The organism is uncultured Methanofollis sp. (assembly GCF_937919355.1).
Classification (GTDB): domain Archaea; phylum Halobacteriota; class Methanomicrobia; order Methanomicrobiales; family Methanofollaceae; genus Methanofollis.
Map to the genome: position 1 here is coordinate 1 of NZ_CALFSA010000100.1, position 18340 is coordinate 18340.

The 18340-nt window shown below is 59.1% G+C and carries 19 protein-coding genes; 13 read left to right on the forward strand and 6 right to left on the reverse strand.

Annotated elements, in window-relative coordinates:
- The first annotated feature begins 603 nt into the window (after positions 1–603).
- Genes Q0520_RS04415 through hisB form a run of 4 tightly spaced genes read left to right on the forward strand, consistent with a single transcriptional unit; the run spans position 604 to position 4030 of the window.
- Entirely contained in the window at positions 604–1809 is a 1206-nt protein-coding gene (locus Q0520_RS04415; protein ID WP_298667078.1) for a methionine adenosyltransferase, read from the forward strand.
- A 50-nt stretch (positions 1810–1859) separates the two neighbouring features.
- On the forward strand, positions 1860–2732 hold the full coding sequence (gene hisG, locus Q0520_RS04420; RefSeq protein WP_298667080.1) for an ATP phosphoribosyltransferase: 873 nt from the start codon (positions 1860–1862) through the stop codon (positions 2730–2732).
- Positions 2733–2738: 6 nt separating this feature from the next.
- Positions 2739–3449: a 1-(5-phosphoribosyl)-5-[(5-phosphoribosylamino)methylideneamino]imidazole-4-carboxamide isomerase gene (gene hisA, locus Q0520_RS04425; protein ID WP_298667082.1), complete on the forward strand. Its 711-nt coding sequence runs from the start codon at positions 2739–2741 to the stop codon at positions 3447–3449.
- Positions 3446–4030, forward strand: a complete 585-nt coding sequence (gene hisB / locus Q0520_RS04430) for an imidazoleglycerol-phosphate dehydratase HisB (protein WP_298667084.1) — start codon at positions 3446–3448, stop codon at positions 4028–4030. Before hisA ends, hisB begins: the two co-directional genes overlap by 4 nt.
- 461 nt (positions 4031–4491) lie before the next feature.
- Here hisB and Q0520_RS04435 read toward each other — a convergent pair whose 3' ends face one another.
- The 3 genes from Q0520_RS04435 to Q0520_RS04445 all read right to left on the reverse strand — a co-directional run bounded on the left by Q0520_RS04435 (position 4492) and on the right by Q0520_RS04445 (position 6637).
- Positions 4492–4698, reverse strand: coding sequence for a histone family protein (locus Q0520_RS04435; protein ID WP_067051357.1), 207 nt, complete (start codon positions 4696–4698; stop codon positions 4492–4494).
- Between the two features lie 179 nt (positions 4699–4877).
- On the reverse strand, positions 4878–5633 hold the full coding sequence (gene mtxX / locus Q0520_RS04440; protein WP_298667087.1) for a methanogenesis marker protein Mmp4/MtxX: 756 nt from the start codon (positions 5631–5633) through the stop codon (positions 4878–4880).
- Positions 5630–6637: a methanogenesis marker 2 protein gene (locus Q0520_RS04445; protein WP_298667089.1), complete on the reverse strand. Its 1008-nt coding sequence runs from the start codon at positions 6635–6637 to the stop codon at positions 5630–5632. Before Q0520_RS04445 ends, mtxX begins: the two co-directional genes overlap by 4 nt.
- A gap of 506 nt (positions 6638–7143) precedes the next feature.
- Here Q0520_RS04445 and Q0520_RS04450 point away from each other — a divergent pair.
- Complete coding sequence (locus Q0520_RS04450; RefSeq protein ID WP_298667108.1) at positions 7144–8505, forward strand: replication factor C large subunit; 1362 nt, start codon at positions 7144–7146, stop codon at positions 8503–8505.
- A 547-nt stretch (positions 8506–9052) separates the two neighbouring features.
- Here Q0520_RS04450 and Q0520_RS04455 read toward each other — a convergent pair.
- Complete coding sequence (locus Q0520_RS04455) at positions 9053–9454, reverse strand: UPF0146 family protein (RefSeq protein ID WP_298667091.1); 402 nt, start codon at positions 9452–9454, stop codon at positions 9053–9055.
- Between the two features lie 15 nt (positions 9455–9469).
- Here Q0520_RS04455 and Q0520_RS04460 point away from each other — a divergent pair, with 15 nt between their 5' ends.
- The 5 genes from Q0520_RS04460 (at position 9470) to Q0520_RS04480 (ending at position 13769) form a co-directional block, all read left to right on the forward strand.
- On the forward strand, positions 9470–10006 hold the full coding sequence (locus Q0520_RS04460; RefSeq protein WP_298667093.1) for an archaemetzincin family Zn-dependent metalloprotease: 537 nt from the start codon (positions 9470–9472) through the stop codon (positions 10004–10006).
- Positions 10007–10029: 23 nt separating this feature from the next.
- On the forward strand, positions 10030–10614 hold the full coding sequence (locus tag Q0520_RS04465; RefSeq protein ID WP_298667095.1) for a universal stress protein: 585 nt from the start codon (positions 10030–10032) through the stop codon (positions 10612–10614).
- Positions 10615–10622: 8 nt separating this feature from the next.
- Positions 10623–11897, forward strand: a complete 1275-nt coding sequence (locus Q0520_RS04470) for an ArsB/NhaD family transporter (protein WP_298667097.1) — start codon at positions 10623–10625, stop codon at positions 11895–11897.
- A 155-nt stretch (positions 11898–12052) separates the two neighbouring features.
- Positions 12053–13315 (forward strand): ArsB/NhaD family transporter, encoded by a 1263-nt coding sequence (locus Q0520_RS04475; RefSeq protein ID WP_298667110.1) that lies wholly within the window; start codon positions 12053–12055, stop codon positions 13313–13315.
- Between the two features lie 4 nt (positions 13316–13319).
- Positions 13320–13769: a universal stress protein gene (locus Q0520_RS04480; protein ID WP_298667098.1), complete on the forward strand. Its 450-nt coding sequence runs from the start codon at positions 13320–13322 to the stop codon at positions 13767–13769.
- Here the strand turns inward: Q0520_RS04480 and Q0520_RS04485 are convergent.
- A complete protein-coding gene (locus Q0520_RS04485; RefSeq protein ID WP_298667099.1) occupies positions 13756–14784 on the reverse strand; it encodes a HEAT repeat domain-containing protein in 1029 nt (342 codons plus the stop codon). The genes Q0520_RS04480 and Q0520_RS04485 overlap by 14 nt on opposite strands.
- Positions 14785–14994: 210 nt before the next feature.
- Here Q0520_RS04485 and Q0520_RS04490 point away from each other — a divergent pair, with 210 nt between their 5' ends.
- On the forward strand, positions 14995–15567 hold the full coding sequence (locus tag Q0520_RS04490) for a flavin reductase family protein (protein ID WP_298667101.1): 573 nt from the start codon (positions 14995–14997) through the stop codon (positions 15565–15567).
- A 157-nt stretch (positions 15568–15724) separates the two neighbouring features.
- Complete coding sequence (locus Q0520_RS04495; RefSeq protein WP_298667103.1) at positions 15725–17341, forward strand: putative manganese-dependent inorganic diphosphatase; 1617 nt, start codon at positions 15725–15727, stop codon at positions 17339–17341.
- 112 nt (positions 17342–17453) lie between these two features.
- Here the strand turns inward: Q0520_RS04495 and Q0520_RS04500 are convergent, their stop codons facing one another.
- On the reverse strand, positions 17454–18059 hold the full coding sequence (locus Q0520_RS04500; protein WP_298667104.1) for a hypothetical protein: 606 nt from the start codon (positions 18057–18059) through the stop codon (positions 17454–17456).
- Between the two features lie 100 nt (positions 18060–18159).
- Between Q0520_RS04500 and Q0520_RS04505 the strand changes: the two genes are divergently transcribed.
- Positions 18160–18340 (forward strand): hypothetical protein (locus tag Q0520_RS04505; protein WP_298667106.1); only part of this gene is annotated, 181 nt, incomplete at its 3' end.

Sequence of the window (18340 nt, forward strand, 5' to 3'; positions counted from 1 at the left end):
ATCACGATCAGGTCTGACATCGCGATCAGCAGCTGAAAATTCTTTTTTTTGTCTTTGCTCATATCAGGAAGGTACCTGCCGATACCTTTCTCGTCCATCTCGCCCATCCCCCGTGAGAGGTGGCCGCTGCATCTGCATCACTGTCTGTCGCCGCGACCCGCATGGCCCCCGCCCGAGACAGATGCCCCCCTGCACTGTATCCGGTGAGGGCGTGAAGGCAGGGTATCCTCCTCGTCGCCACATGTTTTGCACGCGCAGGCCCGGTTACCCCCCGGGGGCCGGGGGCCCTCGATGCCTCCTTTGCGGCGCGACGGCCGGAAGTGGCGTTCCCGAACCGCAGGCACAGGGTGTGAACGTCAAAGATGGCCGCATGATACAGGGCGCGAGGTGCACATACGGCGCGGTGACCTGCCTGTGCCGGGAAACTCCCCATATTACTCCGGAGGATATATCTGCCCCCCTCGTTTTCACGGGAGAAATACTCCCTTTCCTTTAACAGGGCGATCGGAACGTTGTTGAGGCGCAAACTGCGGTCAGGAGCAGTTATAGAAACCGTTAAATGAGACTCGATCCTTGTAATTATTCACAGAGTTGAGGGATCGGATGATCAGAAACATCAAGGTTGAGCGGCTGGATCAGACCCCCATAGAGAACCAGCAGATCGAACTGATTGAACGCAAGGGCATCGGCCACCCGGACAGCATCGCCGACGGTGTTGCAGAGGCCGTTTCACGGGCGCTCTGCAAGGCATACCTTGAAGAGTGCGGTGTTTACCTCCACCACAACACCGATCAGGGTGAGATCGTTGCCGGCGAGTCGATCCCCCACTTCGGCGGCGGGAAGATCGTCAAGCCGATCTACGTCCTCCTCACCGGCAGGGCGACAAAGACCTTCGACGGGATCAACATCCCGGCCGACTCGATCGCTGTCGAGGCGGCACGCTCCTACATCAAGAGCATCATCCCCATCATGAACCTCGAGCGCGACGTCATCGTCGACTGCCGGATGGGGACAGGCTCGACCGACCTCCGCGACGTCTTCAAGGTCTGCGGCGGCTCGGCGGTCATGCGTGCCAATGACACCTCTTTCGGCGTCGGTCACGCTCCCTTCAGCGAGGCAGAGAGCCTGGTCAAGGGTGTCTCCGACTACCTGGACACCGTGTACAGGCCGAAGAACCCGGCGATCGGCACCGACGTGAAGGTCATGGGCCTGCGTGACGGCGACGAGATCACTCTCACCCTCGCTGTGGCGATGGTCGACCGTTACCTCTCCGACATCGGTGAATATGTCGAGGCAGTCGAAAGACTCAAGGAGACGATCACCGGCATCGCCCCGCAGTTCACGAACAGGAAGGTTCACGTGGACGTGAACACCGCCGACGACCTCACGGCAGGCAGCGTCTTCCTGACCGTCAACGGCACCTCGGCCGAGATGGGCGACGATGGGTCTGTCGGCCGCGGCAACCGTTGCAACGGGCTGATCACGCCGAACAGACCTATGAGCATGGAAGCGACGAGCGGCAAGAACCCGATCAACCACATCGGCAAGATCTACAACCTCCTTGCAACGCAGCTCGGCAACACCTGCGTCGCCGAGGTCGAGGGCATCGAGGAGGTCTATATCCGTCTCCTCTCCCAGATCGGCCACCCGATCGACCAGCCCCTCGTGGCGAGCGCAAAGGTCATCCCGAAACCGGGCTACGACATGAAGAAGATCCAGCCCGCCGTTGAGGCGATCATCGACAACGGTCTCGAAAACATCTGCGACATCACCGAGAAGGTCGTCAGGGGCGAACTGAAGACCTTCTAAACCGATCATTTTTTGCGTACACATTTCCCATCCCTTCAGGGAGAGAACCGATGATCTATCCTACGCGTATACGTCTTGCAATCCCGAATAAAGGGCGGATTGCACAACCTATCAGGGACCTCGTGGAGAAGAGCGGAATCCACCTCATCGACGGCGGCGAGCGCAAACTCATCGCAAAGACGGTGGACCCCGACATCGAGGTGCTCTTTGCCCGCCCGATCGATATCCCCGAATATGTGGCGAACGGCGCCGCGGATATCGGCATCACCGGCCGCGACATGGTGATGGAGCGCGGCTCCGTCGTCGACGACCTCCTTGACCTGAAGATGGGCGGGGCGACCCTGGTGGTGGCCGTGCCTGAGGACTCAAATGTGAAGGCATTGTCCGACCTCTCCGGGGCAAAGATAGCGACAGAGTTTCCGAATATCACGAAGGCCTTCTTCGAGGAGCACGGTGTCCCGATATCTGTCGTGCCTGTCGGGGGGGCCTGTGAAGCGACGCCCTATCTCGGGATCGCCGACGCCATCGTCGACCTGACGAGCACCGGCACCACTCTCCAGACAAACAGGCTTCGCGTCCTCGGGGAGGTGCTGAGGTCGAGCACCCGGGTGATCGCAAACCCCGCCTCCCGCACAGAGAAGAGGGAGAAGATCCAGGAGGTGCTCCTTGCCCTGGAGAGCGTGGTGCGGGCGAAGGGGCAGTGCTATATCATGATGAACGCCCACAGGGACGCCCTGCCCGAGATCGAGAGCGTCCTCCCCGGCCTCGGCGGCCCGACCGTCATGGACGTGGCGTCGAAGGAGGGCCTGGTGGCCGTCCACGCCGTCGTCAAGGAGGAGTGCGTCTACCAGTTGATCACCCAGCTCAAGAGGGCTGGCGCCCGCGATATCCTGGTGATGTCGATCGAGAGGATGATCCCCTGAGTGCCTATGATGGTCTTTGCCGCAGTCGATATCCTCAATGGCCAGTGCGTCCAGCTTGTGCAGGGCAAAAGGGAGAGTGCAATCGCTTACGGGACGCCTCTTGAGAACGCACGGCGCTGGCTTGACGCCGGGGCCTCGGCTCTCCATGTGATCAACCTGGACGGCGCCTTCGGCAGCGCACAGGCGAATGCCCGCGAGATCAGAGAACTGATCCGGGAGACAGGCGTCTTTGTCGAACTCGGCGGGGGGATCAGGAGCCGGGAGGACGCACGGGCCTGGCTGGAGGTCGGGGTCGGCCGCGTGATCCTCGGGACCATTGCGGTCAGGGAACCCGAGATCGTCCGCGACCTCTCCCTGGAGTTCGGGCCCGAGCAGGTGATGGCCGGCGTGGACGCACGGGGCGGCCGGGTCGTCATCGAGGGCTGGGAGGAGGAGGCGGGCGACTACCTCTCCTGGGCCGAAAAGTTCGAGATGCTCGGTGCCGGGTCCCTCCTCTTCACGAACGTGAGTGTGGAAGGACTCTGCAAGGGTATCGACCCGGAACCGGTCAGGCGCCTCCTGGACCGGACGCACCTGCCTGTCGTCGTGGCGGGCGGGGTGACGACGCCTGCCGACGTCAGGGTCCTCAGGGACCTCGGCGTCTCGGGGGCGGTGCTCGGTTCGGCCCTGTACAGCGGGAAGATCACGATCAGAGAGGCACTGGAGGCGGCACAATGAGAATGGGAGAGGTCAAGAGGGAGACGAAGGAGACGAAGATAGACCTGAGGATCGCGCTGGACGGGGAGGGGGGCGCCGATATTGCGACCGGTCTCCCCTTCATGGACCACATGCTCAATTCTTTCGCCCGGCACGGGGGTTTCGGACTCTCCGTCCATGCGAAGGGCGACCTTGAGGTGGACGCCCACCACCTGGTGGAGGACCTCGGTATCGTCCTTGGCACGGCCCTCAAGGAGGCGGTGGGGGACGGCGCCGGCATCACCCGTTTCGCCGACGCGGCGGTGCCGATGGACGAGGCCCTCGCCGAGGTTGCAATCGACGTCGGCGGCCGCGGCTACCTGGTCTTCACCGGCGACTTCAACAGCCCCGCTGTCGGCGGGGTCGACACGACTCTCTTCGAGCACTTCTTCTACAGCCTCTGCACCCGCGCCGGTATCACGGTTCACATCAGGTTCTACGGTCGGAACGACCACCACATGGCCGAGGCGATCTTCAAGGCCTTCGGCGTCGCCCTTGCAAAGGCGGTGGCGATCGACCCGCGGCGGAGCGGTGGCGTGCCGAGTACCAAGGGCACGCTGTGACCCTCCCCATCACCAGTTTCTTTTTTGCCGCACATGGAAAGAATCTGTGGCCATTTCAGTACACGCCGGCATGAAAGTATAGGCCAGGGCGATCGTCGGCAGGGGAGGGCCTGTATGGCCCTGTATACAGCAGTGACGCAATAGATGGGGGCGGTGTGTGGACCGGAATCTCTTTTCGGTTCAGGAGGGGGGAGGGGGCCCCTGCATCCCTTACAATCAACACCGAGGGACTACGCCCCCGACACGGGCACGCCACAACAGGAATTACACCAAACATTTTCACCCGATCGAGAATCTTCGGCCACTGTCATGGATCCCGATCAGATCAGCGTCCGTTATACTCACAGTTCGTGCGGAGCGCCAGATCTCCCGACAGCATTCGAAGAAGACTCGAGACGGAAACAAAAGACCCCACACTTCGGGGTTTCGAAGAAGAGACTTTGCGAGAAAAGAGGGAGAACTCAGGCGGACTTCGCCGCGAGTTCAACATCCTCTTCCTTGATCGTCTTGCGGCCAGCGTGCTGGGCGAGGCGGTTTGCCTCCTTGGTCAGGTTGGCGATGTACGCTTCAGCCTTTGCAACAAGAGCTGCAGCTGCATCGCTGCCGACTCTCTCAGCACCATTCTTCTTGGCGATTCTGACAACCGCTGCGATAGGTAAGTCTGCCATGTCTAATTACCTCTAAATTATCACTTTCTCGAAGACTATTTAAACATTTCGTAACGATGCCGTCAGAAAGGCTTTCGATAGGTGTTTGGGAAAGGATTCATCGGGGAGGTGCATTTTGCATCGCAGATCGTGCCCCAAAACAAAGAACGACAATCCGCCGATATTATCGAAAAAAACGATTATATCTCCCTTTTATTCCCGGCAGCCATAGACCCGGCGAGGAGAATAGCATTCGTATAGTCCGGAGAGGCGCGCGAGGTATCCACAAAAATTCTGTCGATATTGACCACCGGCGCCCCATGCCCCGACCCCTTCCCGAGAAACGTCAGTGTACGGAAGATGAGGTTTCCCGAGATCCCGTCAGGGGCGATGATCACCCCGCACCGCCTGACCGCATCCTCGATCAGGATCTCGCAGTGCTCTGCGTTGCCGAGACGTGCCACCAGTTCGGCATCGGCAAGGGACCTGTCGACCGCCGGGTGGCGCCCGACATCGCCGAACCTCCCGCCCGAGAGGACAGCGACACGCTCCGAGAGGCCGAAAGACCGGGCAATCTCCCGTGCCTTCGTGACGAAAGCGAGTTTTTCTGAAACCGTCCACCCCTCGTCCACACCCACGGGTGCGAGGAGGAACTGGACGCCGTCGGCTGTCTCCAGGAGCGCCACCCTCTCCAGATGGTCGGTATGGCAGGCCCTTTTCAGGCACCGAAGTGTCTCGTTGGCAGGAAGAGTCCCCCGCACAGCGCCGTCGATCCTCCCTGTCATCAGGTCGGCGACGAGCGCCTCTTCAGGTTTGTCACTCTCCCGGCACGCGGCCCCGTATCCGGCCATCACACCTGGCCGGCAGTAACAGACGACCTGCGCCCGGTCGCCCACGCGCGCTGCCGTCCGCGCCACCTTCTCCGGTTCTCCCCCGACACCGATACCGATGATCATACCAGTTTTGCCGTGTCGATGATCCGCGTGATCCCGTTCTGCTTCAGGTCGAAGACGGAGGTGGTGACACCCTCATACGACACCGACAGGGAACTCGAGTCGTTCACCCACCCAATAGGCCGTGCCGTCATCCCTGTCTCCTCGAAGAGACGGCAGACTTCCTCCGTGTTCTCGTCCGGACAGGTGAGGATGAAGCCCATCCCCGGGTACATCCTGACCCACTGCTCAAAGGTGAGGCCATGAGCCTTCAGGTCAGGCCGGGGGATCGCCCCCAGTTCGATCTCCGCACCCTTCCGCGAGACCTCGAGGAGCATGCCCAGCGTCCCGATGAGGCCGGGGTTCGAGATGTCCTTCCCTGCAGTCACGAGGTGCCTCTGCGCAAGTTCCTGCATCACGTGGATCTGCCTGCGCACAATCTCGGCCGACTTCATCGTCACCGAGTCCCAGTTTGCCATGCAGGAGGGGTGCACACGGCCGTCCAGGTCGATCGCGGCGACGACCCGGTCGCCAGTCCGGGCATTGCTCGAATAGATCACGTCGTCAATCTGCATCGACCCGAGAATGGCGACGTCGATGACCGAATACGGCGTGTCCGGGTGAAGGTGCCCGCCGACGATCGGCACGCCGAACTGGCGGGACGCCACCTGCATCCCCTTCGTCACCTTCTTCCTGAGTTCGCCGTTCTTGAAAGAGAGGACGTCGACCATGGCAAGGGGTGTGCCGCCCATCGCGGCGATGTCATGGACATTCACGAGTACCGCACAATACCCGGCCCAGAAAGGGTCGGCTTCCATGAGTTTGCTCCAGATGCCGTCTGCCGCAAGGAGAAGGGCCAGGTCGTCCTGGCGGATCACCGCTGCGTCTTCCCCGAAGGATGCGACAACATTGGGCTGTTCGTTGATCCTGAGGCACTCGATAAGCTCGCCGATGCCGCGCTTTCTCGTCACCCCCTCATATTCCCGGATCGATCTGGCGACCGCATCAGGGGAACAGTTGTCTACCACGATAACATCAACATCCTGTCAGCTAACTGCTAGTAGGTACTCTGTTTCATCAAAGATAATGTATTTGATTGCCTTCGCTTCAAGAGAAATCCAGTTTTGAAGTGCCTGCGCCGGGGGACTACGCCCCAAGACAATCGAAAACCTTCGGTTTTCTCATGCTCGCTATCGCTCGCACCCCGCCTCAGGATAGGCAGGGCTACGGCAATCTCCCCACTCTGAATATTCTCTTCGCTCTTCCCGGACCAATCGTAGATCAGGGGTCCGGGGGCAACGAGCGTAGCAAGTTCGAGAAAGCCGCCAGGCTTTCGAGACGCGAACGAAGTGAGCTAGAGAAGACGAAGTCTTCGAGTGGTCCCCCGATCTCAATTGTGGGGAAGGCGGGGGATCCGCGCATTCCCTCAGTGGATCAGGAGACACATCGATCGGATCTTCAGAAAGCACCGCCAGCCCGGGTGCCGACTTCCTACCAGTGCATATTTGAGATCATCCTCCCTATGATCCTGCATATGGACTGGACCGAGAAATACCGACCGCGGACCCTGCAGGACCTTGTCGGAAACGCCCCTGCTGTCAGGCAGATCTACGAATGGGCGAGGTCGTGGACGAGGGGGAGCCCACCCCTCATCCTGTATGGGAAGCCCGGTGTGGGAAAGACGTCCAGCGCCCACGCCCTCGCCCATGACATGGGCTGGGAGATCGTCGAACTCAATGCCAGCGACCAGCGGACAAAGGCCGCGCTCGACCGTATTGCCGGCACGTCGAGCGCGACCGCGAGTCTCCTCGGCGCAGAGAGGAAACTGATCCTCCTCGACGAGGCCGACAACCTCCATGGCACCGCCGACCGCGGCGGGGCGCGGGCGATCATTGATATCATCAAGAACTCCCGCCAGCCGATCATCCTCATCGCCAACGACCTCTACGGCATCGCGAGGGAGATCAAGGCCCTCGGGGAACCCGTCCAGTTCAGGGCCGTCCAAGCCCGCTCCATCGTCCCGCGTCTGCGGGAGATCTGCCGGGCCGAGGGCCTCACCTGCACCGAGGACGCACTGGTCGAGATCGCCGAGAGCGCAAGCGGCGACCTGCGTGCCGCCGTCAACATGCTCTGTGCCGCAGGGGTGGGCAGGGAGAGGATCGCGGCAGGCGACGTCTCCACCGCGCAGAAAGATGAACGGTCGACGATCTTCGACCTCGTCGCCGCCATCTTCTCCGGAAAACCCGACACCGATCTCATGGCAAAGGCCCGCCAGGTGGAGGACACCCCCGATACGATCGTCCAGTGGATCGAGGGGAACCTCCCGATAATGAAAGACAGGAATGCAGTTGTCAGGGCCTATCCCTCCCTCTCCCGTGCCGACGAATGGATCGGCCTCACCACCCGCCGCCAGTACTACACGCTCTGGCGATATGCCACCGCCATGATGACTCTCGGCGTCAAGGTGGCGGCAGGCGGCGCAGGCGTCCACGACAGGATCATGCCGCCCGCCCGCTGGCGGAAGATGGGCGGCGCAAAGAAGGGGAAAGCGGTGCGTGAGTCTGTCATGCAGAAACTCTCCCGCTCCCTCGCCCTCCCCCAGCACACCATCAGGGAGGAGTACCTCACCCTGATCACGCTCCTCGTGGATGAGAAACCCGAACCCGCCGCCCGGGAACTCGCCCTCGACGCCGATGAACTGAACTTTTTTATCCACGATAAAGAGCGGGCGAAGAAAGTTGTCAAGGATATAAAAGCGGCAGAAAAACCTAAAAAGAAAAAAGAGACGAAGAAAGAGGAGGAAAAACCGGTTCCCGCCCCGGTCCCTGACGACCCCCCCGCGGAGGAAGAGCGGAAACCTGTCGTCACCCAGGCCACTCTCTTCGACTCCTTCTGAGAGGACGTCGTCATGCACGGAGCGGGGAGGAGTCACGATAGGGCAGCAGGCGGGGACATGTGCCCTCACCGCCTCTTTCCTCTTCTTAAGTGTACTGACGGGTTGTATCAAACCCTCATGTTCGGATCGATCGTCTCCCCAGTGATCGCAGGGAGAGAGAGTGGAATCACTGCTTTCCCCATAGTCTGAACCGGGGGACTGCTCGAAAATCTACGATTTTCTCGTTGCCCCCGAACCCCCGATCGTAGGATGGGATGGGGGAAGACATAACAGGAAACTCTGAACAGGGGATTTCCGTTCACTCCCTATCCTGGGCGGGGTGCGAGCGATAGCGAGCATGAGAAAACCGAAGGTTTTCGATTGTCTTGGGGCGTTAGTCCCCCGGCGGAGAATGGGGGGAAGGCAGCGGACTCCCACCTATTTCTCTGAGATCAAGGAGGAGACATCGATCCGACCCTGAGCGATTCTCCAGAACAGGATATTTTCCCACGGCCCGCTCCCCATCCTGGTACTTCCTCTCCCGCCCCCCCTCTCGCTCCGATACCCCTCAGGCCCGCACATAGCGGTGAAGGACAACGCCGCAGTCTATGGCCTCCCCGCCGTCCATATAGATCTCGTTGCCCAGGTGGTAGACGACAAGGTCACACCCGACTGCCCGTGCGAGGTCGATCATCGAGGGCACCATCTCCACGCCCGGCCTCACCGCATAGATGAGGTCGGCACCCTTGTACCAGGGGAGGTCGGGCGCGAAGACATCGTCCACCCGGCCCTCGACGCCCTCGACAGGCGGGACCGGCCTGATGTCCGTGGCCCTGACGCGGAGACCTGCCCGTGCACATGCCGCGGCGACATCGGTGTTCTTTCCGATCCCGATCTCGATGACGTCCCGATAATTTTTCGAGAGATAAACCCCGATTAAGGACTCAATACGTTTATACTCGCATGCCACGATGATCTAGGTACCATGGGTGTCACGATTATATGGGATCATCAGGTGCCCACCGGCCTCCAGCTCCCGGTGGCAAGACGCATCGAGATGATCCTCGGCATGCCGGTCGATAACGTCGCTGCCGAGGCCCTGATCAACGGTTACCACCCTGAAAGAAACCAGTACGATGCCGGGGCCGTCCTCGACCGCCTCCTCTTCATGACAAAGATGGGGGGCTATGCAGGACCCGCACTCCTTGTCGTCACCCATGACCTTTTTGTCGGCGATTGCGACTTCGTCTTCGGCCTCGCCCGCCCGCAGACCGGGTGCGCCGTCATCTCGATCGCCAGACTGGACAATGGTTTCTATGGGAGGACAGAGGACTTCGACGACCTCGCCGACAGGGCGGCAAAGGAAGGAGCCCATGAGATCGGCCACCTCCTTGGCCTCGACCACTGTCAGGACCCCGAGTGCGTCATGTTCAAGCCGGCGACACTCTCCGAACTCGACAGGAAGAGAATGGTGATCTGCTCTTCCTGCCACGAGAAACTCATCCGGTCCACGGTCGGTTAAGCCCGTGCCCCCCTCCGGGAAAAGTGTTAATTAATCCCGACTGTATTATTGATGAGATCACGATGGGGTATTTCAATTCATTGCTGCAGCGCAAGTTCAAGGACGTGGCCGGGAAACGGTACGAGACGATCGCCCGGGATTACCGCGAGTTCCTCCTCACAGAGGAGGAGACCGTTGTCCCCGAGGTCTTGTCCATACTCATGCCTCTTGATTATTTCGTGAAGGAGATCCCGCCCCAGTTATACGAGACTCTTTCAAGTTATGAAAGAGCAAAGGTCACCCTTGTCTATATCGTCGACATGGAGGTTATCAGGATCGTCGCAGATAGCCTCGACGAGAAGGCGATCGCTGAGTTCAGGCGGAAAAGAGAGGCCTTCGGGGAAGACCTGCTCAACCGTGTGATCACATCTCTCGAAGGCGCCGGACTCACGGTGACGAGCCGGATGTTTGCCGGGGAGAAGTTCGACAATATCCTTGAACTGATGAAAGGCTACGACCTCATCGCCGTTTCGAAGAAGTATGGTACCCTGACCACCGAGATCGCACCGCTCAGTTCGGTCACTCTCAAACTCGCCCAGATGGCGAGAGTCCCCATCATCGTCTACTGAGGACTCAAATGAACGCAGAACTCATTGCAATAGCAGTATTCATCATTACCTACGCCCTGATCATCGACGAACGGATCCACCGTGCAGTTGCGGCGATGGCCGGCGCCGCCATCATCCTCTGCGCCCAGATCGTCCCCTGGGAGAAGGTCCCGGAGTACCTTGACCTCGGGACGATCTTCCTCCTCATGGGCATGATGATCATCGTGAACACCGCCCGTAAGAGCGGTCTCTTTGAATTCATTGCCATACGGACAGCAAAACGTGCGGGGGGAAGCCCCATGAGAGTCCTGATCCTCTTCTCCCTGGTGACGGCAGTCGTCTCGGCGTTCCTGGACAACGTGACGACCGTCCTCCTCCTCACCCCCATGCTCCTCTACATCACCAAACTGATGAAACTCAACCCCGTGCCCTTCCTGGTCTCCGAGATCTTCGCCTCCAATGTCGGCGGGACGGCGACACTCATCGGCGACCCGCCGAACATCATGATCGCCTCGGCGGCTGGCCTCACCTTCAACGAGTTTCTCCTGAACATGGGGCCGGTTGTCATTGTCGATATGGCGATCATGCTCGTCATGCTCTCCCTCATCTACGGCCGCACCCTCAAGGTAAACCCGGCAGAGCAGGAGACGATTGTCAGGACCATCGACGCCCTGGACGAGCGTGCGGCGATCAAGGACCGTTCGCTCTTCATGAAGTCGGTGGTCACGATCCTCCTCGTCGTCTTCCTCTTCTTCATCCACGATAAACTCGGCCTCGAACCTGCGGTCGTCGCCCTGACCGGCGCCGCCATTCTCCTCCTCTGGAGCCGCGAACCTCCGGAGGAGATCCTGGAAAAGATCGAGTGGCCCGCGCTCTTCTTCTTCGGCGGACTCTTCATCGTTGTCGGCGCCCTGGTGGAGACCGGTCTCATCTCCCAGCTCGCTTCCTTCGTCGTCGGCCACGTCGACTCCACGGAAGAGGCAATGTTCATTATCACCTGGTTTGCGGCCTTTGCCTCGGCGATCGTGGACAACATCCCCCTGACCGCCACGCTCATACCCCTCATCTCCGAGATGGGGCAGACGATGGACGTGTACCCCCTCTGGTGGGCCCTGTCCCTGGGTGCATGTCTCGGCGGCAACGGCACAGCCATCGGCGCCTCGGCAAACGTCGTCGTCATCGGCATTGCAGAGCGCGAGGGGATATCCATCACCTTCATGCAATTCCTGAAGATCGGGATGCTCGTACTTGTCGTCACCGTGGCCGCCGGCCTCGGTGTCCTCCTCCTGAAGTACGGCTGGTAAAGAGACTCCCCTCATCTCTTTCTCTCCCGCAGATTCAAGAAGGCGTGAAAGATATAGTACATGAGATATATTCTGAAAAAGGAGAATACTATGACGTTCATTCAAAGGGAATACCGATTACCCCCTACCGGAGGTGAAGGGCAACGTATGCCGAACTGATTGCTATCGCGGTCTTCCTCTTCACCTACGCCCTGATCATCGACGAGCGTATCCACCGTGCGGTTGCGGCGATGGCCGGCGCCGCCGTCATCCTCTGCGCCCAGATCGTCCCCTGGGAGAAGGTCCCGGAGTACCTCGACCTCGGGACGATCTTCCTCCTCATGGGCATGATGATCATCGTGAACACCACCCGCAAGAGCGGTCTCTTTGAATTCATTGCCATACGGACAGCAAAACGTGCGAGTGGAAGTCCCATGAGAGTCCTGATCCTCTTCTCCCTGGTGACGGCGATCGTCTCGGCGTTCCTGGACAACGTGACGACCGTCCTCCTCCTCACCCCCATGCTCCTCTACATCACCAAACTGATGAAACTCAACCCCGTGCCCTTCCTCCTCGCCGAGATCTTCGCCTCGAATATCGGCGGGACGGCGACCCTCATCGGCGACCCGCCGAACATCATGATCGGGTCTGCGGCGGGCCTCACCTTCAACGACTTCCTCGTCAACATGGGCCCGATCGTCGTCGTCGACATGGTCGCTATCATCCTTCTCCTCCTCCTGATCTTCAGGAAATCGATGAAGATCGAGGAGGAGGAGAGAGTCGGGATCAGCCGGACCATCGACGCCCTGGACGAGCGTGCGGCGATCAAGGACCGTTCGCTCTTCATGAAGTCGGTGGTCACGATCCTCCTCGTCGTCTTCCTCTTCTTCATCCACGATAAACTCGGCCTCGAACCTGCGGTCGTCGCCCTGACCGGCGCCGCCATTCTCCTCCTCTGGAGCCGCGAACCTCCGGAGGAGATCCTGGAAAAGATCGAGTGGCCCGCGCTCTTCTTCTTCGGCGGACTCTTCATCGTTGTCGGCGCCCTGGTGGAGACCGGTCTCATCTCCCAGCTCGCTTCCTTCGTCGTCGGCCACGTCGACTCCACGGAAGAGGCAATGTTCATTATCACCTGGTTTGCGGCCTTTGCCTCGGCGATCGTGGACAACATCCCCCTGACCGCCACGCTCATACCCCTCATCTCCGAGATGGGGCAGACGATGGACGTGTACCCCCTCTGGTGGGCCCTGTCCCTGGGTGCATGTCTCGGCGGCAACGGCACAGCCATCGGCGCCTCGGCAAACGTCGTCGTCATCGGCATTGCAGAGCGGCAAGGCATAAATATCAGCTTTGTCGAATTCCTGAAAGTAGGGATGATTGTTCTCATCGTCAGTGTGGGAATTGGCTGTGGAATGCTGTGGCTACGGTACTTCTGGTGATAAAATGAAAATCCTGACATTAATAGACGGGTCGAAGTGGAGCCACAAGGGAACACTCCACGCGGTTTCCATAGCGAAGAAGAAGAACGCTGATATCGTCCTCCTCGCCGTCCTCGACAGACGGGAAGCGCGGACGATGGCCTTCAACTACTGCACTCAGAGCGACAAGTGCGATATCATCGGGACCTACGAGCAGAATATCTGGCGGGATATGCGCCGGAACATCGAGACCGAACTGGCGGCGGCCTGGGACTACTGCACGAGCGAAGGGTGCCGGTGCACGACGAAGATCCGGGAAGGCGACAGGAGAGAGGAGATCGTCAGGGAGGTCAGGGACGGCGGGTATACCCTTGTGATCATGGGCGCCCATGGCAGGAGCGCAAAACCCGCTCTCGGCAGCACCCTCAGCGACATTGCAGGAGAGATCGAGACACCGGTTCTTATTGTTCCCTGACCTGACCGGCGTCCGATTTATTTTTCATTTTTAAGAGGATCGCAGACATCGAGTTGAGGACGGCGACCCTGACATAGGGGTCGCAGAATTCATAGATCTGCTGGAGTGCCTCGGATGCCCTGAGGTCTCCGACTTTTCCGAGGGCCTCCGCGGCTTCGTAACGGCAGTTCTCGTCATGCCGGAGGACGGCGATAAGGGGATCGATGGCTGCGGGATCCCCGATCTCACCGAGGATCTCGATAACGGTCCGGCGGACGTCGGGGGCATCGTCGGTGAGGAGAGGCAGGAGGACACGGGTCGTGTCCCGTCCGCCGACCCTGACCAGGGCTTCGGCGGCGACGAGGCGAACTTCCCAGTTCTCGTCTTTGATATGGTTGATCAGTGGTCTTTCGGCCCTCTTGTCACCGATCTTTCCAAGGGCTTTCGCGGCCTCAAACCTGATCTCGTAGTTGCGGTCTTCGAGGGCCCCAATGAGGGGTTCCACCGCCCGCGGGTCGTGGAGTTCACCGAGCGCAAAGACGACACCGTCCCTTCCGTCCCTGTCCCGCCTATCCTTCAGGGCGTCGAGGAGGTATTCAACGGCACGGGGGTCACCGATCTCGCCGAGGGCCGTGGCGGCACCCCACCTGACGTCGGGGTCATCGTCGTGCAGAGTCTGGATCAGGGGGCAGACCGCCTCTTTCGCCTGCATGCCGCCGAGACTGATCGCCGCCTTCCACCTCACGTCCTTGTCCCTGTCCTTTAAAGCGGCGATGAGGGGATCTACACCTCCGGGATCACCTATACGTCCCAGCGCTTCGGCAGCGCCCCACCGCACGAACTTGTTCTTGTCCTTGAGGGCGGTGCAGATCTGCGGGACAGCCCGGGCTCCAATATCGACAAGGGTCCCGATCGCCTCCCACCTGACCGTAATGCTCGGGTCTTTGAGGGAGAGGATCAGGTCCGCAATCTCCTGTTCGATCGAATCCTCGTTTTCCTGGTCTGAAGGGGTGTATTCCCGTGTGTCCGCTGCCATGCCCGGTCCTGAGATGACCTAAACACTAGGGTGCGAGATGATAAGAATCTTCCCGCCTCGGGGCCAGTGGGGCATGCGGTCGCTCCCGGGACTGATATCGGCTGTATCAGGTGCACAGTAGGCGGCACCGGGAACAGGTCGTCCCACCGGGGACGGATACGCGTATGGCCGGGCACAACAGACATCAGGCGCGGCGTCCATTCTGTGGGTATGAAGAGATCATGCGGTGCGCGCCCGCTCCTCTACACCCATCCCGTGCTGATCGTCTGCACCTATGACGCTGAAGGCAACCCCGATGCCATGACCGCGGCATGGGGAGGGATCTGCTCGTCAAACCCACCATCGGTGGCGGTTTCTATCCAGAAGGTGCGGAAGACCTACGAGAACATCCAGCACCAGAAGGCGTTCACCGTCTGCATCCCATCCTCCGACCACGTGGTTGCGGCGGACTATTTTGGGATCGAGTCGGGACGGAACGCCGACAAGATCGCAACGGCCGGACTGTCTGCAGTCAGGAGCGACCTCGTCGATGCACCTTATATCGCCGAGTTCCCGGTCGTCCTGGAGTGCAGGCTCACCGGGAGCGTGGAGATCGGTATCCATACCCAGTTCGTCGGGGAGATCCTGGACGTCAAGGTGGACGAGTCGGTGCTCGGGCCTGACGGCGTGCCCGACATCGCAAAGGTCATGCCTTTTGTCTACGACTCCGCTGGCCGGGCGTACCATGCCGTGGGTCCGGCGATCGCGAAGGCCTTCTCCGCGGGTCTTGTCCTGAAGAAATAAAACGCAGGACTTTGAAGAGGAAGAACACCATCCGCCCCCTGACCGGCACCAGAGGTCCGCTCACCCCGCATCTAGGACGGTTCAGGGGGCAAGGAGATAAAGGGGCGGGACATACAGATGAAGACACTACTATCCGCACTCTTTGCGGGAGATGATCATGAACAAGGTCTATGTGATCGGGCACAGACACCCTGATACCGACAGTATCTGCAGCGCCATCGGCTACGCCGAACTCCTGAACCACGAGGAGGCAGAGAAATACGTCCCCGCACGGTGCGGGGATGTCAATCCTGAGACGAAGTTTGTCCTTGAGAGGTTCGGTGTCGAGGCGCCGGTCCTCATCGAGAGCGTCGAACCGAATGTCTCCGACCTCCCCTTCACCTATCCGGTCAGCGCCCATGCCGACGTCCCGACGATCGAGGTCGTCGCCATGATGGACGAGCAGGGTGTCCGTAACATGCCGATCGTCGACGATGATGGTATTCTCCTCGGACTCATGAGTGAGCACGGCCTTGCCCGCGCTTATGTAACGAGGACGAAGATCGAACAACTCGCCATTGCGCCGATAAAACTCCAGACCCTTGCAAAGATCCTGAATGCCCAGATCCTGGTCTCCGGCCCCGACCTCCTGGAGGGGAAGGTGTACATGGCGATCGACGCCCTCCATGTCTCTCTCTCGCGGCTCTCACCCCGTGATGTCGCCATCGTCGGGGACAACGAACCGGCCCAGCTTGCCCTGATCTCGGCCGGGATCGCCGCACTCATCATCGCCGACAGTTCGCCTGTCGGCGAGAGGGTCATCAACGCCGCAAAGGCGCAGAACGTCGCTGTCCTCTCGACAGCCCTCGATGCCTTTGGCGTCGGCAAGATGATCAACCTCTCCCTCCCTGCAGGCATGGTGATGGCGACCGACGTGCCGCGGGTGAGCGTGACCGATCCCCTCGAGTACGTGAAGGACGTCGTCTCGAACTCCAAGTACAGGACAGCCTGCGTGGTCGAGAGCGACAACCGTCTCCTTGGCATGATCTCGCGGAACACCTTCGTCGATGACATCCGCAAGTCGGTGATCCTCGTGGACCACAACGAGTTTTCGCAGGCGGTAGATGGGATCGAGAAGGCCGATGTGCTGGAGATCATCGACCACCACCGCCTCGGGGCGATCACCACCCTGAAACCGATCAAATTCCTGAACGATCCCGTGGGGTCGACTTCGACGATCGTCACCAGGATGTTCCTTGAGAAGGGGGTCGAACCGACCGAGAAGACGGCGGGCCTCCTGCTCTCAGGCGTCCTCTCGGACACACTCGCCCTGAAGATGTCGACGACGACACCGGAAGACGAAAAAGTTGTGGCCTATCTGGCTGGCATCGCAGGCGTGGACGCCGCAGCCTACGGCATAGAAATGGTGCAGCAGGGTATAGAACTGGACAACGTCCCCCTCCGCGACCTCCTCCTCAGGGACACGAAGCACTACAACCTCTTTGATAAGAAGGTTGTCATCTCCCAGGTGACCGTCCCCTCCTTCGAGTTCAGCACCGCCCACGCGGCCGAGATCAGGGAAAAGGTCAACGCCCTCCGCCAGGAGACGGGGAGCGACTTCTTCGTCGCACTTTTCACCAATGTCTTCGAGAACGGCAGCGACCTCTTTGCTGCGGCAGAGAGTGGCCACCTGGCAAAAATGGGAATAGCAGATCAACCCCGGCGTCTTCCGGGCGTGATGTCACGGAAGAAGGACTTCCTCCCGCAGTTCGGGAATATGCTCCGGGACTTGTGAGGGGTTCTTCACTCATTTTTTCTGATGCAAGAGTGTTTTTGAGGGATTCTCCTATGAAAATGGAGTATGAAGGTCTCGTCACCCCTGCACAAGATCGCCGCGGTCGACCCCCTCACGGAATACTGTAGACTGCTTCCTGAAGTTCGGCGCTTTGTGTCTTTAATTCACGGTTAAATTCTTCAAGATAATTTATTTCACTTGTAATAATTATCTTCGTCTCTGTGTCCAGCGGTTCTATGTTCAGGGTCTTCATGTTGTTTAATATGCCATTTGTTTTCGATGTGAACTTTTTTAAATCATCAATTGCAGTATAATACGTATTTTTGGCCCGTCGTATTTCATTTTTCTCGATATAGGTTTCTGCTTCTTTTGTGTGTCGATAGAAGTTTACGAAATCCGTATTCATTGCCTGTATGAATTCTAACTCCAATTCTGCGTACCTGATCAACGTATCTTTTGCTTGCTTGTCTGTGTCTGTTGGTGCACTCAAATCACTCTCGATCTCGATGATCTCGTTTAAGTACAACTCGGCAGCACTCAAATTAGTTTTAATTTCAGCAATAGACTGTTTTTCAAAATCAACATTCATCCTGGCTTCTGCTGATTTCCAGAGATTTTCAACTTTTTCTGAAGTCTGATAATAATTCACTCCGCCGAGAACCACCGAACCGGCAAATAATACCGCAACAGCAATGATGATAAAACGGATGAATCTCATACTGCTTTTATCATAAACCTAAATATAAATAGGTGACTATTTGTTTCGTTTGCCCCTTGCCTTTTTCCAAGAATAGGGATCAGCACAGACATTTGTTCCCGTGTTTACATCTGCTATCTCAAAGAATTCAAAAAGAAGATATATTTCACTGAAATTTACGGCGCAGGCGGTTCGTGGCGTTATGAAAACAGGATCTGCCGTGTTGGGCATTCAACCAAAACAAGAGACGCCCCGGCCGGGATTCGAACCCGGGTCGAAAGCTCCGGAGGCTTTCAGGATAT